General features: G+C 44.7%; 11 protein-coding genes and 1 riboswitch. Of the genes, 10 read left to right on the forward strand and 1 reads right to left on the reverse strand.

All coding sequences use genetic code 11. The annotated features are described in order from the left end of the window. Positions 1-91 precede the first annotated feature (91 nt). The 8 genes from OB236_RS09285 (at position 92) to OB236_RS09320 (ending at position 11086) form a co-directional block, all read left to right on the forward strand. Entirely contained in the window at positions 92-1447 is a 1356-nt protein-coding gene (locus OB236_RS09285; protein WP_262683716.1) for a hypothetical protein, read from the forward strand. Between the two features lie 170 nt (positions 1448-1617). Then, positions 1618-2148 (forward strand): DinB family protein, encoded by a 531-nt coding sequence (locus OB236_RS09290; RefSeq protein ID WP_262683717.1) that lies wholly within the window; start codon positions 1618-1620, stop codon positions 2146-2148. A gap of 326 nt (positions 2149-2474) precedes the next feature. Further along, positions 2475-4118, forward strand: a complete 1644-nt coding sequence (locus tag OB236_RS09295; protein ID WP_262683719.1) for an ABC transporter substrate-binding protein — start codon at positions 2475-2477, stop codon at positions 4116-4118. A 68-nt stretch (positions 4119-4186) separates the two neighbouring features. Then, the gene (locus OB236_RS09300) at positions 4187-5587 is read left to right on the forward strand and encodes a sulfatase-like hydrolase/transferase (RefSeq protein WP_262683720.1); all 1401 of its coding nucleotides are present in this window, start codon (positions 4187-4189) and stop codon (positions 5585-5587) included. 50 nt (positions 5588-5637) lie between these two features. Further along, on the forward strand, positions 5638-6612 hold the full coding sequence (locus OB236_RS09305; protein ID WP_262683721.1) for an SGNH/GDSL hydrolase family protein: 975 nt from the start codon (positions 5638-5640) through the stop codon (positions 6610-6612). Between the two features lie 259 nt (positions 6613-6871). Further along, the gene (gene metE, locus OB236_RS09310; protein WP_262683722.1) at positions 6872-9160 is read left to right on the forward strand and encodes a 5-methyltetrahydropteroyltriglutamate--homocysteine S-methyltransferase; all 2289 of its coding nucleotides are present in this window, start codon (positions 6872-6874) and stop codon (positions 9158-9160) included. Positions 9161-9435: 275 nt separating this feature from the next. Next, positions 9436-10551 (forward strand): aminodeoxychorismate synthase component I, encoded by a 1116-nt coding sequence (gene pabB, locus OB236_RS09315; protein WP_262683723.1) that lies wholly within the window; start codon positions 9436-9438, stop codon positions 10549-10551. 46 nt (positions 10552-10597) lie between these two features. Then, a complete protein-coding gene (locus OB236_RS09320) occupies positions 10598-11086 on the forward strand; it encodes an NUDIX domain-containing protein (protein WP_262683724.1) in 489 nt (162 codons plus the stop codon). On the opposite strand, the gene OB236_RS09325 is transcribed toward OB236_RS09320, so the two are convergent. Further along, positions 11077-11253 (reverse strand): hypothetical protein, encoded by a 177-nt coding sequence (locus OB236_RS09325; RefSeq protein WP_262683725.1) that lies wholly within the window; start codon positions 11251-11253, stop codon positions 11077-11079. The genes OB236_RS09320 and OB236_RS09325 overlap by 10 nt on opposite strands. Before the next feature lie 169 nt (positions 11254-11422). Continuing rightward, positions 11423-11625, reverse strand: a riboswitch (cobalamin riboswitch). A gap of 411 nt (positions 11626-12036) precedes the next feature. Between OB236_RS09325 and OB236_RS09330 the strand changes: the two genes are divergently transcribed. Beyond that, positions 12037-12894, forward strand: coding sequence for a carbohydrate ABC transporter permease (locus OB236_RS09330; RefSeq protein ID WP_076234736.1), 858 nt, complete (start codon positions 12037-12039; stop codon positions 12892-12894). A 31-nt stretch (positions 12895-12925) separates the two neighbouring features. Further along, positions 12926-14476 carry an extracellular solute-binding protein gene (locus OB236_RS09335; protein WP_262683726.1) on the forward strand — a complete coding sequence of 517 codons (1551 nt, stop codon included), beginning with the start codon at positions 12926-12928 and terminating at the stop codon, positions 14474-14476. Positions 14477-14559 lie beyond the last annotated feature (83 nt).

The raw sequence follows: 14559 nt of genomic DNA on the forward strand, positions 1-14559 counted from the left end.
GTTTTACAATGAAGCTATTCAGCTCGGTGTTTCCGAAGCGTACCCTGTTTGGTTCTTATGAACATCATCAATTCAATTGAAAGAGGTACATATGCAGATTAATCATCAAGCCAGGATACCTAACGATTCCAATAAAACTGCTGATGCGAACTCACCAGAAACGTTTGAGATGCAGTCGCGTAGTGGTCTTCAATTATCTGCTGATGCAATGGTACAACGACCGATGAACGTGAATTCGATGAATTCACGTCAATTGTTACAGCTGCAGCGTACGATTGGTAATCGTGCTGTTTGTGAGCTTTTCAAGCAAAATGCCAGCAGGTCTGCTGAAAAATCGGAGACACCGAACGAGACACTGATCCAGCAGCCAGTAAATCAATCAGCTTCAACTCCTCCTATACAAAGAAAAGTGTACATCAAAAATAGAGTCTTCAGTGGTTTCAGAAACAAAACGAAAACCAGTCACGGTAGTGTGGGTGAGGGTGAGCGAAATGTTAGTAACATGCTGAGTGATTTTCCATCCCGATATTTTAATAGTAAAGATGAGATGAAGCAGTATGCAGGAAAATCGACTGAAAAGGTGGGTTATGTTAAAAAGAAGGGTACTTGGGTTCGTCTCCCTAATAAGCTGCTTGTGCTTGGTGAAGAGCATGCGGCAGTTAATCTTTCAGATATCACAACAGCAGTAGGTACCGATAAATATATGCACGAAGGCTTCACTGAATATCCAGCAGAGGCTGGAAGTAACCCCGAATTAACGAATGATATGCGAGGACGGGACGCAGTCATCAATCAAAAGTTTAAAGGGGCTGAAGGTGAAAGAAGTCACAGGGCCGAGAGCTTTTATCCGAAAATATTAAGGGCATTAAGTGGAGTTAGTGTGGATGAAAAAAACTATCAGATTCAAGGATCGACTGCGGAATTAGCTTATTTGGTAATGGGTATTCATTTTGCTTCAAGTGCAGACAAAGAATCCAATCTCTTTCAAACTTATATGCTTCATAAAGAGATGTGGGATCAAACCGCTACAGCTATTTCGTCGCAGGAAAGTTCAGAAGCCGCAGTCACGCAAGAGATGAGGAAAGAAGCCAGTAGTGCTTTGTTCAAAACCTTTTATCGAGATCTGACTGCCTATGCTGAAGAGAAAATACAACAAGAGCAGGAGTCTGCGCCTGAGAAAGACAAAGCCTCCTTCGAAGACAAATGGCATCTTGCGAGTAAGGATTACAGTGAGGACGGGGAATCACCGATGATGAAGGCTGAGAAGGCGAGAGATTTCTCGATGTTCCAGCATATTAAAAAAGCGAAAAATGAGGGGTACCTGTTATACGGTCTCGGCGAGCTTCATAGGCAGCGTTTAAAGGAATTACTAGACAAGGAAGGTATCGCTAATAAAAATATTGATACGTTTATTAGTGAGCAGGACACGAATCATCCTCAAAGATAAAATAAAGCTCACAACGCGGTAGATATTACCTTGTAGTGAGCTTTATTTACACACCCAACGTGGAACATATATGGTAAAATAAGGGTATATCGGCGTCGTTCAACGGACAGTTTAACTGGAACAAGCATTATCATTGGAATTAACATCATGAACAAGGAGGAAGAGCCAGGATGCTTTACGATTTACAAGGTGAAACCAATATGTCACCTATTGTGGGAATATTATATTCCGCTGTGGTAGAGAATAGCCAACGACTACAATTAATCACGGAAGGTATGTCGCAAGAAGAAGTAGATTACCAAGGTCCAAATAACAACTTTAATAGTACCGCTCAGTTAATAAAACATATTATGTATGTTGATCTGAATTGGGTTTATAGAATGAAAGGGCAGCCACTACCTCTTTCTTTAAAAGAGCAATATGGCCCCATGATAGACGCAAATAATAGGCTTCCGATGGTCAAAGGACAGTCTTTGAACACACTTATGTCTAAATATGAAGATGTGATAAAAATGTTGAAAGATTCATGTACACAATTAACAGATACTGAGTTGGATATAATTGTAAATTTTGGACATGAAAATGAAAAGCAAGCAACCCTACGCTGGGGCCTATGGCATATGGCTGACCATAGCCGCTATCATCAGGCTCAAATTAATCAGCTTAGAAAGTGGTATATCGAATATTGTCTGTCACATTAAAGGGCCAAATGTTCAAAAGTGAATTTGTTATTTATTACGTTGGAGCTCAGCTGCCGGGATCGTGTCGGCAGCTATTTTTTTATACTTCACATCGGTTAACGCTAAGCTAGCTAGTGGGTAGTTACGGCCACAGAATGGTGAACCATACCGCAGATAATGGAATATTATGGATAAATTTTCAGGAGTCTACAACAAAAGCTACGATTCGCCTACCGTCGTCCAGCGCAAATAAAGTCATATCAGTGTAAATTAGCATAATGCTTGGCGTTCCCTTAATTCGTATTCTAAATAGGAAAAACATCAAACATATAAAGGGAGGTCTTTACATGAAAAAAGGTTTAACAGCTTTGGTAGCGATTACAACATCTGTAGCACTTCTAAGTGCATGCGCGGACAGCATACCAAAGGAAGCTGCCCAAAAGAAGGAAGCAAGCAGCGACGATCAAGTAACGGCAGCGGGCGTATTCCCGATCACGAAAGAAAAGACGACGCTCAAGATCATGGTCAAAGGCTCCAGCATTGTGGAAAACTTTGCAACTAACGAGTTCACCAAGTGGCTGGAGGAGAAAACGAACATACATATCGATTGGGAAGTCGCTCCGGAAAAAACATTCGCAGAGAAGCTTAACGTTTCACTCGCAAGCGGCGATTATCCGGATGTGCTGCTTAATATGAGCGTATCGCCGATTCAGCAGTCGATTTACGGTAAGGATGGCGTGTTTATTTCGCTGAACCCGTTTATTGATAAATACGGCGTGGAAATGAAAAAGATGTTCGGGCAGGTTTCCTATGTAAAAGATTTGATTACGATGCCTGACGGCAATATTTATTCGGTACCTCAGGTTAATGACTGCTACCACTGCTCGCTTGGCCAAAAGATGTGGATTTATCAACCATGGCTAGACAAGCTCGGATTAAAAATGCCAGAAACGACTGATGAGTTTTATCAAGTACTCAAAGCTTTTAAAGAAAAAGATCCGAACGGGAACGGCAAGGCAGATGAGATCCCACTTGTCGGCGCTACCAACGGCCCATCCTCGACGTTAGATCTCTTCTTAACCAGCGCTTTTATTGAAAAGGATTTCAACTTGAAATATGTAAAGGATGGAAAGGTTCAAGTTGCCTACAATCAACCGGAGTGGAAGGAAGCATTGAAGTATATGAGCAAGCTGTATGCGGAAGGCTTGATTTCCCCGCAAACGTTTACACAGGATAGAAACCAACTGAAACAAATGGGCTTGAATCCGGAAATTCCGATCACCGGAGTTATTGCTTCGCAAAACCAAACGGTGTTTGTCGATGTCGATAACCCGAGATTCAAAGACTACATTTCCGTACCACCACTCAAAGGGCCGGCAGGTATACGTTCAACTGCATATAATCCGTATGCCGTCTCTACAGGTCAATTCGTCATCACCAATAGGGCCAAAAATCCTGCAGCCGCATTCCGTATGGCCGACCTGCTGCTTTCGGAAGAAGCGACACTGCGCAGCACGCAGGGCCGTCCTGATCAGGAGTGGGTGCGTCCGGCGCAAGGAGAGCTTGGAGTTAACGGGAAGCAAGCGGTATGGAAACCGATTGCCACGTTTGGCAAGCTGCAGAACATACACTGGGCGCAGTCGGGGCCGTCGCTGCGAACAAACGAGTTGCGTTTAAGCGTGGCAGCCGATCCGAAAAACTCACTTGAACTTATTTTGTATAATGAAACTAAAAAATACGAGCCGTTTGAAATCGACCCGAGCAAAATTATGCCGCCAGTGTTCTTCACCAACGAACAAGCGGAGGAGCTTGCTAACCTTGAGAAGACGCTCACAGATTACAGAACCGAGTTTTTTGCAAAAACGGTTACAGGCTCGCTGGACGTCGAGAAGGAATGGAACAACTATTTGGCCACCTTGGACAAAATGAACATCAAACGCTACCTGGAAATTTATCAACAAGCCTATACACAGTATAAATCGAAAAAGTAATTGAGATAATTGCCACGAACCATCAAACCTGCTATGGAGTCAATTGCAACGTGAGAGTGAGGTACAAGATGAAAGAGAAGAGCATAAAGAAGCTTTCAGCCAAAAGAACGAATGTCGTATTTATTATAGCGGACGATCATCGTGGTGAAGCCATTCAAGCGTTCGGCAATGAAACGGTGCAGACGCCAGTATTGGATTCCCTCGTCGCCAGCGGCACATCTTGCCGTAACATGCATATATTCGGAGGCTTAACCGGAGCCCTTTGCGCGCCGAGCAGAGCGTGCGTGAATACGGGCATACCAATTTTCCGGGCGATGATCGGCAAAGACATGATGAACCGAGAGCATTCGAGCGTTATTCGTTCGGATGTTCGGCTCATGCCGCAAACGATGCGCGAAGCCGGATATCAAACTCACGCGGTCGGCAAATGGCATAACGACAAGGCAAGCTTCGCCCGAAGTTTTGAAGGAGGGGATAAGCTATATTTTCACGGAATGAGCGAGCATACCCAGGTTCCCGTGTACGATTATGATCCGACCGGGGCTTATCCGAAGGAACAGGAATATATTGATACTACTTTCTCGACGGAGTTGTTCACGGACGCCGCCGTCAACTTTATTGAGGATTACCGGGAGGATCGGCCGTTTTTCCTGTATGTGGCTTACACCGCGCCGCATGATCCCCGAACCGCTCCGGAGCCTTATGCAAGTATGTACGACAAAGCCAATATTCCGCTACCTCCGAACTTTGTGCGGGAGCATCCATTCGATACCGGCGATATGACGTGTCGGGACGAGAAACTCGCACAATGGCCGAGGGAAGAGGGCGAAATTCGTGAGCATATTGCCGATTACTATGCGATGATAAGCCATTTGGACGCGCAAATCGGTAGAGTCGTCGAAGCGCTGAAGGCTAAGGGCATCTATGACGACACGCTCATCGTGTATACCGCGGACCATGGTTTGGCGGTCGGGCAACATGGACTTATGGGCAAACAGAACGTTTACGAGCATAGCGTGCGCATTCCGCTTATATTCCGGGGGCCAGGTGTGCCGGAGGGCAAGCAGGAGCTTGCGCTGGCAAGCAATATCGATATTTTTCCTACAGTTGCCGGTCTGTGCGACGTCGACCTGCCTGAGGAAACGGAAGGCATAAGTCTGTGTCCAATCTTTGCAGGGGAAAGCGAAGGTGTGCGTGGTATCGTGTGCTCGGTATATCGAGACGTCCAGCGGATGGTAACGGACGGCCGATGGAAGCTGATTCGTTATTATCGGTCGCCAGTAACGAATGCAGGAACGGAACGAATCCAGTTGTTCGATCTACTAAACGATCCTTGGGAAACACAAGATTTGTCGACAGACCCGTCAAATGCCGTACACATCGAACGGCTTGCCTCCGGCTTGGCTTCATGGATGCAAGCATGCAGCGATATTTTGCAGGATAAACCGGTGATTCCTGTTACATCGTAGATTGAAGTAAATAATAGCACTCAAATAACGATAGAAAGGTGAATTGAACAATGCAAACCATTGAAATCAGTGAAGAGTGGTTTCGGGGTGCAGTTTCAATAGAAAAGAATGATACCGGACTCCGGCCATGGCGATTGCCACATGATCAGCTCAGCTTATTTGCATCTGAATTAGCGGAGAAGGCAGGGGAAACAGCGGGCGTTAGAGTTGCTTTTATGAGCGATTCCACCCTGGTGGAGCTGCATGTCGCTATGACGGATAAAGATATATGGTTTGACATCGTTATTGAAGATGAATTAGTCGATACCAGGACTCTTATTGCAGGAGAAGAAATTTGTTTATTTACAAACTTACCAGACAGCATGAAGAGGGTAGAAATTTATTTTTCCCAAAAGGCTGTCGTCATTGTGAAGGCACTTAAAGTCGATGATGGGGCATCGGTCACTCCCTTGCCAAACAACCAACCGCGGTGGGTTGCATACGGCAGCTCCATTACACAATGCAGCGCAGCTGAGAGTCCGGCTCAAACTTGGCCAGCAATCGTAGCACGCAACAAAGGTTGGGACCTGACCTGTATGGGATTTGGTGGACAATGTCATTTGGAACCCATGGTTGCTCGCGTCATCCGTGACCTTCCCGCTGACGTCATTACCATGTGCCTCGGTATTAATGTGATGGGTGGCAATAGTTTAAATATCCGGACGTTTCGTTCTGCAATTATTGGCATGGTATCGATCGTTCGGGAGAAGCATCGCTACACGCCCCTATTTTTGTTTTCTCCTATTTATTGTCCTCACAGGGAAACAGACGAAAACTTAGTAGGGATGACCTTGGTTACAATGAGGAAAGAAATCCAGGAAGCGGTGAATATTCTAACTTCTTACGGAGATTCAAATCTTACTTATGTAGACGGTTTGGATATTTTTGGAGAAGCGTTTGTTGACAAACTACCAGACCAACTGCATCCGAACGCTGAAGGATATAAAATTATGGCTAATCATATACTGGATAAATTGAGTATCTAACTAGAGCGTATCTGCTTTAACATTAAAAACAATTAGTACATTATGGTTAAAGTGGTAAAATAGTATAAAAAAGGATGAGTACGCTTCATCCTTTTTTTGTTGTTCTAAAGAGTACGTATGGGGAATCTACTGATGATTTTGTCATCCATGTAGAATGATATATCCTCAGGCTATAACTAGATATAGTTTAATCCAGTTACGTTATAGCTGGAAATCTATGATATGTTTTCTATAACAAATTGTAGAGGAGTTTTTATAGATGGTGAAGAGTAGTGCTTTAGGATACCCGCGTATTGGTGCGGATCGGGAATGGAAGAAAGCGCTCGAAGCTTTCTGGTCAGGCAAGCTTGAGGAAGCAGAGTTTCACCACCAACTGCAGGACATCCGATTGAATCATTTGCGTAAACAGCAAGAGAAGGGTATCGATTTGATCCCGGTTAATGATTTCAGCTATTACGACCATGTATTGGATACAGCTGCTATGTTCGGTATTATTCCGAAACGTTTTTCTTATGAAGGCGGCGTTGTGCCTTTGTCTGTCTACTATGGTATGGCTCGCGGGACAAAGGGTGCTACAGCAAGTGAAATGACCAAGTGGTTTAACACCAACTATCACTATATTGTACCTGAATTGGCAGATGCATCTCCGGCGCTTACCGAAAATAAGCCTCTTGCAGCTTATCGGGAAGCTAAGGAAAAGCTTGGGATTGAAGGCAAACCGGTTATCGTTGGACCATTGACCTTCCTGAAATTGTCAAAGGGTTACAGCCAATCGGAGTTTGATTCCTGGTTGGATCGGTTGTTACCGCTTTATGTGCAGGTTCTCCAGGAGTTGGCTGCAGAAGGGGTTCAATGGGTACAAATCGATGAGCCTGTTCTCGTGACGAAGCTAAGTGGTCCTGACATCCAGCGGTTGAAGACTATCTATGAGACGTTTGCTGCATCCGTGCCTAATCTGAACATCATACTCCAAACCTATTTTGAATCTGTCGACCAATACAGTGAAATCGTTGCGTTGCCAGTCAAAGGAATTGGGTTTGATTTCGTACATGGTCTATCCGGCAATCTCTCTTCGATTAAAACGCTCGGGTTCCCGGCTGACAAGGTTTTAGGTGCAGGCGTTATCGACGGTCGCGGTATCTGGAAAGCGTCACTTCGGGGCAAACTGGGACTACTGGAAGAACTCACTGAACTCGTTACAGCCGATCGCCTCATTGTGCAGTCGTCGTGCAGCTTGCTTCATGTTCCAGTAACAACAGAACGTGAGACTAAGCTCTCAACTGAACTGAAGAATGCTCTCGCATTTGCGGATGAAAAGCTTAACGAATTGGTCCTTTTAACAAAAGCTATCGCTGTGGGCAGCGACGGAGTGAAAGATGAACTGGATCACAGTGACCGTGTTATTCAGGCACTTCAGCAGTCAGAAGAGCGCAATCGCAGCGATATCCAGCAAGCCGTAGCTGCTGTCAATTCTCAAAAGCCTGAGCGCAACCTGCCTTTCGCCGAGCGTTATGCCGCTCAACAAGCAAAATGGCAACTACCACTTTTTCCGACAACGACAATCGGCAGCTTTCCACAATCTGCTGAGGTGAGAAAAGCACGCCAATTGTGGCGCAAGGGTGAATGGAGCCAAGAGCAGTATGCTGGCTTTATCCGGGAACAAATCAATATCTGGATCAAGCTTCAAGAGGAAATTGGTCTGGATGTACTGGTGCATGGGGAGTTTGAACGAACGGATATGGTCGAGTTTTTCGGCGAAAAGCTTGCAGGTTTTGCATTTACACAAAACGGATGGGTCCAATCCTACGGTTCCCGTTGCGTAAAACCTCCGGTTATATTCGGGGATGTAGCGTTCATCGGTGAAATGACTGTGGAAGAAACCAAATATGCCCAGTCGCAAACTGAGCATCCAGTTAAAGGGATGCTGACAGGTCCTATTACGATCATGAATTGGTCATTTGTCCGCGAAGACATACCGCGCGAGCAAATTGCCTACCAATTGGCGTATGCGCTGAGACAAGAAGTGGAAGCACTTGAGCAGGCGGGCATTGGCATGATTCAGGTCGACGAGCCTGCAGTTCGCGAAGGGCTGCCGCTTAAGGAAGCTGAGCAAGCCAACTATTTGGAGTGGGCAGTCAAATCTTTCCGTATAGCCACCTGCACCGTACAGGAAACAACACAAATCCATACGCATATGTGCTATTGCGAATTCCATGACATGATTGATTCGATAGAAGCGATGGATGCCGATGTTATTTCCATTGAAACATCCCGCAGCCACGGCGAACTGATTCACAGTTTCGAGCTCAACACTTACAAGCTTGGAATCGGCTTAGGTGTATACGATATCCATAGCCCACGTATTCCTAGTGTGGAGGAAATGACCAGCATGATCGAACGTGCTTTGCGGGTATTGGATCCTAAGCTGTTCTGGATTAATCCGGACTGCGGACTTAAAACCCGTGGGCTTCAAGAGACGGTTGATTCCTTGCGAAACATGGTAGATGCGACGAAGATTGCCCGTGCACAACATTCCGCAATCGTATAATTTTAGTATATAGATAGAACACAAGGTTACAGTGGTTACAAAAGCACGTACGCAGCAGGCTTTGACCGGGTGCGTATGTGCTACGGGTATGAGCTACTGAACCACGAGAGAGCACATATTCATATCGCCGTACGCCTGGGCAAAGTGTTTGATCTTAGGATCGAATGCTTTTTTATTTTATAAGGGGGAATACTCGTAAGGGCTAGACTCCTATAAAGGCTTGTAATCCGACTTAGATTATAAGGTTAACAAGCAATAGAAGCGGAGGGTAGGATATGAAGCATGAACCAACCATCATCATTGATTTTAATCAGAAAAGAATGAAATTTGAGAAGCCTCTGCAGATTTGGCAAACCCACAAATTGGAGGAGATCAGTGGGATTTTTGAGAAGGTACAGGAGGCTATCGATGGGCAGTTCTATGTGGCCGGTTATGTCTCATATGAGTGCGCACCCGCTTTTGAGAGGCATTTTAGCGTGTGTGAACCTGATGCAGAGATTCCTCTAGTGTGGTTTGGTGTTTATGAGAGGCCAGTAGAAGAGGTCGACATAGCGCCGAAGGGGGTGTATTCCGTTTCAGACTGGAGTGCAGGTACGAACCGTGTGGACTATACAAACAACATTGAAAGCATTCATGCGGCGATTGCTCGTGGAGAGACGTACCAAGTCAACTATTCCACGCGTTTGAAGGCAAGGTTTACTGGAGATGATTTTGCCTACTACGAAGATTTGCGAGATGTCCAAACTAATTATTCTGCATATTTAAAAGTGGGGCGTTATCGGATCTTATCGGTTTCACCAGAGCTTTTCTTCCACTGGAATGGAGAGCTCATTCGTACCAAGCCAATGAAAGGTACCCTTCCCATAACGGGCAGCAAACAAACTTTGTTCAAATCGGAGAAGAACCGCACAGAGAATGTGATGATCGTGGATCTCCTTCGGAACGATCTAGGTCGGATTGCCAAGACAGGCACCATTAAGGTTCCACATCTATTTGAAATCGAGGAATATCCTACTTTGTACCAAATGACCTCGACCGTAGAAGCCAATACAAAACCTGGGGTCACCCTGTTCGATGTATTCCAGGCTATGTTCCCATGTGGGTCGATAACCGGGGCACCCAAAATTTCAACTATGAAGATCATCTCATCCTTGGAAAAGGAGCCACGCCATATTTATTGCGGTTCCATTGGGCTCGCTGTACCGGGCGAGGGTATCACGTTTAACGTGGCCATCCGCACAGTTCTTGTAGATACGCATACGCAGCTGGCTGTGTATGGAGTAGGAGGAGGGATTACCTGGGATTCAACAGCTGAGGACGAGTATGATGAGATGAGAACGAAATCCAGAGTGTTGACATATCGGCATGAGCGGGCTGGAAGTCAAACATAAGCATAAGTAATGGCTGTCTTTAACAAAAAGTAAGTTGGTGGTAACAATGAATTATGAGTTTCTTGGTGCTTTGCCCAATCAAAATATAATATTAACGAAGAAAAGTTTAATTGAAGAAGCTAATTGTGTGCTGATTTTCGCTTTCTATAAAGGTAAATTGGTTCTTGTTAAACATCATTGTCGCGGTTGGGAACTACCTGGAGGAAATAGGGAGGAAGGCGAATCTGTTACACAAACGGTTATTAGAGAGATGTATGAAGAGACTGGTGGAGAACTCGATTCGATTGAAAGGATTGGACAATATTTAATTTATGAACAGGCTCGTCTAGTATTTGTGAAAAATATCTATATCTCAAAGGTGAGTGTCCTTAGAGAGTTGCCGAGTGGATTTGAAACCAATGGGGTCATGCTGCTAGATACAATTCCAAAGCAAATGGAATTTATGAATGACCCCACATTTAGTCCATTAATGAAAGACAATGTATTCTTGATTGTGTCCGACTGGATTAAAGATCATCATTTTACTCAAAAGTGAAGCGTTTTGTTACACAGATCCAACCAACGCTCACGCGTCGAAGGATCTGTGTATTCGAGATGACAAATGAGGGCTTCCAAGTCTTCAATAGTGAAATTTTGAATGAAAGAGGCTATGATTCGTTCGTCTTCCACATGGGACAAAAAATGAATCAATTCGTAACGCATTTTAGTCCTCCTTGTCGTATTTCGACTTGTTATAAACCCGGAGAAAAAAAGGAAATTAGCACAATTAACTAATTAAAAAGGTGTCCTCCCCATAATGAGCATAGGGGAAGACACCTTCATTTTGCTAAATGATGGATCGTCTAACACCTCCCTATTTCCCGTAGGTTTAACAGCGCTGTTGAAACAGGCAGGTCTCCTGGCTATAGGTCTCATCGTCACCAGCAGCCTTCCCGGTTGAAACTCAACCAGTGGCGTCTTGCGGTGACTCAACCATGACAGTGGCGGGACCGCGTCGGTTTTACACCGAACTTCCCTTTTAAGCTTGCCTGTACACGCTTGCAGCAGGTAAGCACCTATTTCCAATATTCAATTACGAATGTCTAATACCCATCATATCCCAACTCGTGGAGGTGCACAAGGATTCCATTATTCTTATATTATTAGGAAATAAAGTAATTTATTTATAATTATTGTAATTGTGATGACATCAGGAAAATACATAAATAAGCTTGCCAAGCATGCGTAAGGCGGAATTAAGTGCTGTGTTATCACGATAATTATGTATTAAAATAAACATCATGGTTAATTTTTAGCTATTTTTGTTAAAAGTAAGGAAATCCACATAATGACCCATACTGCCTCTGTTACATTTGTATGTAATATGCAAAGATGAGAACGTATTCATGATATCAGACATTAGCGTATGCTTCCGATGTGGATCAGTCGCTCTCGTGGCAGTCATTTCAAGAAGCATCGCAAATAATCCTTAGGAGGTGAAAAGAATTGAGAAATGCAAGAGGAGGAGTCTTCGATGTTATCAACCTGATCTTTTTAACTTTTGTGGCGTTGATTACCGTGTACCCACTGTGGCATGAGTTGTCCTTGTCTCTAAGTTCTATGGAAGAAGCGATGAGAGGGGGTGCCTTTTTCTGGCCCAGATCCTTTACGCTTGCGGCTTACACAACGGTACTGCAGACGGAGTACATATGGACGGCTTACGGTAACAGCATATTTACGATGACGGTGGGTACGATAGTCGGTGTTCTCTTGACAGCCATGATGTCCTATCCGCTGACAAAAGGAGAAATGCCGGCGCAGAAATGGATCATGATGCTTGTTTTGTTCACGATGTTGTTTAGCGGAGGAATGATTCCCACTTACTTGCTGGTAAAGGAATTAGGCTTGATTAATTCTCTATGGTCGTTGATATGGCCAACAGCAATTTCGGCTTTTAACATCATTATCATTATGAGCTTCTTACGAACGCTCCCATCGGAGCTGGAGGATTCAGCGATGATTGACGGGGCTAATCCGGTACGGATATTTTTTTCTATCGTCATACCGCTTTCCAAGCCGGTTTTGGCGACAGTTGCGCTATGGGAGGCTGTTAACCTGTGGAACAATTATTTACAGGCTTTAATTTATTTGACCGATAAAAGTAAATATACGCTGCCGCTGATGCTGAGGGATGTCATCAACGGTCAAGCAACGGCACGCATGACGGGAGAGTTAACAGGCACATCAGTTGACTCCGTGATCGCGGCAACGATCATCGTAGCGTTAGTCCCCATTTTGTGTATATATCCTTTTCTGCAAAAGTATTTTGTAAAAGGCGCCATGCTGGGCTCGGTCAAGAGCTGATTAACAACAAAATGTATATGGGGGAATATTCATGAAATACACGTGGAAGAGCTCATTAGCGGTTGTCATTACAGCATCGCTTGCTGCATGCTCGTCGGGGAATAGCACTGAGCAGCCTGCTGTGCAGCCAACCAATACGAAGGACAGCAAGGAAACGGTAACTGCCCAAAAACAAACCTATAAAATATTCCGAAACTTCGGATCACCGGAATATCCTGCAGATGGAGGTCGCGGAAAAAAAGAAGTATTAGCCGCATTAGATAAAGCGGGGTTAAAGAATATTGATTTTAACGTGTCTCTGGCAAGCGGCACCGAGTATTATACCAAATTAAATCTGTTCGCTTCCTCTGGGGAATTGCCGGATTTCTTTAATGTTGACATCCCATCGCTAACCCGATTTGCCGATGAAGGATTGATCATGCCACTAGATGATTTGATCAAGAACTCACCTAACATGTCGAAGCTGATCAAGAAGTCCGATCTGGAGGCTCTTACTTACAAGGGCAAGGTGTATGGACTGCCGGTTGGCTACCGTCCAGAAGCTTTCAACGGTCCGGATGTTAGCGGTTTTACGGTACGTCAGGATTGGCTGGATCAGCTCGGGCTCAAGCAGCCGAAAACGTTGGATGAATTTTATAAGGTTATGCAAGCGTTTACTAATAATGATCCGGACAAGAACGGTAAAAAAGACACTTACGGACTGAGCGCAGCCAAGCCAGGAAATCCTCAACTGACCCCCTTTGCAGCTATCTTTGGGGCATATGGCATTAATCCGTCTTTCTGGCATGAAAGGGACGGCAAGTTAATACAGGGGATGGTACTGCCGGAAACAAAAGAGGTGTTAACCCTATTGCAGAAGTGGTTTAAAGAAGGACTGATCGACCCTGAATTCGTCATCATGGAACAGAAGCAGCTGGACGAGAAGGTCATTGGATCGAAAGTAGGTATTTTCGAAGGCAGTGCCTTTAACGTTGATCCCAAGCAACCTATCAATCTGGCGTTGAAGAAAGCGATTCCGAATGGTAATCTGCAAATCCTGATGCCTCCGTCTGGGCCTGGGGGCAAGCTGGGGTGGCCGGAAAACGCACCCGCCTACAATGATATTAGGGCTATCTCTGCAAAAACCAAAAATCCCGAGCAATTGATGAAATTAATTGATTGGTCCGCTTCCGAGGAAGGCTTTCCACTTGTGACTTATGGTGTAAACAATGAGCATTATAATTATGACAAAGCCAAAAATCGTATCGATATGAAGGTTCCGTCCTATTCGGAGCTTTATACCCAAGGCTTTTCCAATCCTATCCGCTTTATACAGGTAGTCGACCGCCGATGGATGACTGAAGAGGCAACATCCGCGATGGAAGTCACCAACAAATACACGGTGAAAAACCAATTTTGGAAAACCACCCAAGCTATGCTGGACTACCCGGATTTGCCTAAGCTGTGGTCGGAATATTATTCCAAAATCGTCACAGGGACATGGTCGGTAGACAAGTGGGATGAGTTTGTGACCAAATACTACAGCCAAGGCGGCAAAGCCATCGAACAGCAGGTCAACGAGGAATGGAAGAAAAAGAAGTAAATCACTCACTCTATAGAACTCCATTGCTCATGAAGAAGGATATTTCTCCAACGGTGGAGAACATAAAGAATTTAAAACGCTTT

It is taken from the genome of Paenibacillus baimaensis, assembly GCF_025567575.1.

Coding starts and splice junctions, on each gene's coding strand:
- OB236_RS09290 (WP_262683717.1), top strand. CDS start 1,618: ATGCTTTACGATTTACAAGGTGAAACCAATATGTCACCTATTGTGGGA.
- OB236_RS09295 (WP_262683719.1), top strand. CDS start 2,475: ATGAAAAAAGGTTTAACAGCTTTGGTAGCGATTACAACATCTGTAGCA.
- OB236_RS09320 (WP_262683724.1), top strand. CDS start 10,598: ATGAATTATGAGTTTCTTGGTGCTTTGCCCAATCAAAATATAATATTA.
- OB236_RS09305 (WP_262683721.1), top strand. CDS start 5,638: ATGCAAACCATTGAAATCAGTGAAGAGTGGTTTCGGGGTGCAGTTTCA.
- pabB (WP_262683723.1), top strand. CDS start 9,436: ATGAAGCATGAACCAACCATCATCATTGATTTTAATCAGAAAAGAATG.
- OB236_RS09335 (WP_262683726.1), top strand. CDS start 12,926: ATGAAATACACGTGGAAGAGCTCATTAGCGGTTGTCATTACAGCATCG.
- metE (WP_262683722.1), top strand. CDS start 6,872: ATGGTGAAGAGTAGTGCTTTAGGATACCCGCGTATTGGTGCGGATCGG.
- OB236_RS09325 (WP_262683725.1), bottom strand. CDS start 11,253: ATGCGTTACGAATTGATTCATTTTTTGTCCCATGTGGAAGACGAACGA.
- OB236_RS09285 (WP_262683716.1), top strand. CDS start 92: ATGCAGATTAATCATCAAGCCAGGATACCTAACGATTCCAATAAAACT.
- OB236_RS09300 (WP_262683720.1), top strand. CDS start 4,187: ATGAAAGAGAAGAGCATAAAGAAGCTTTCAGCCAAAAGAACGAATGTC.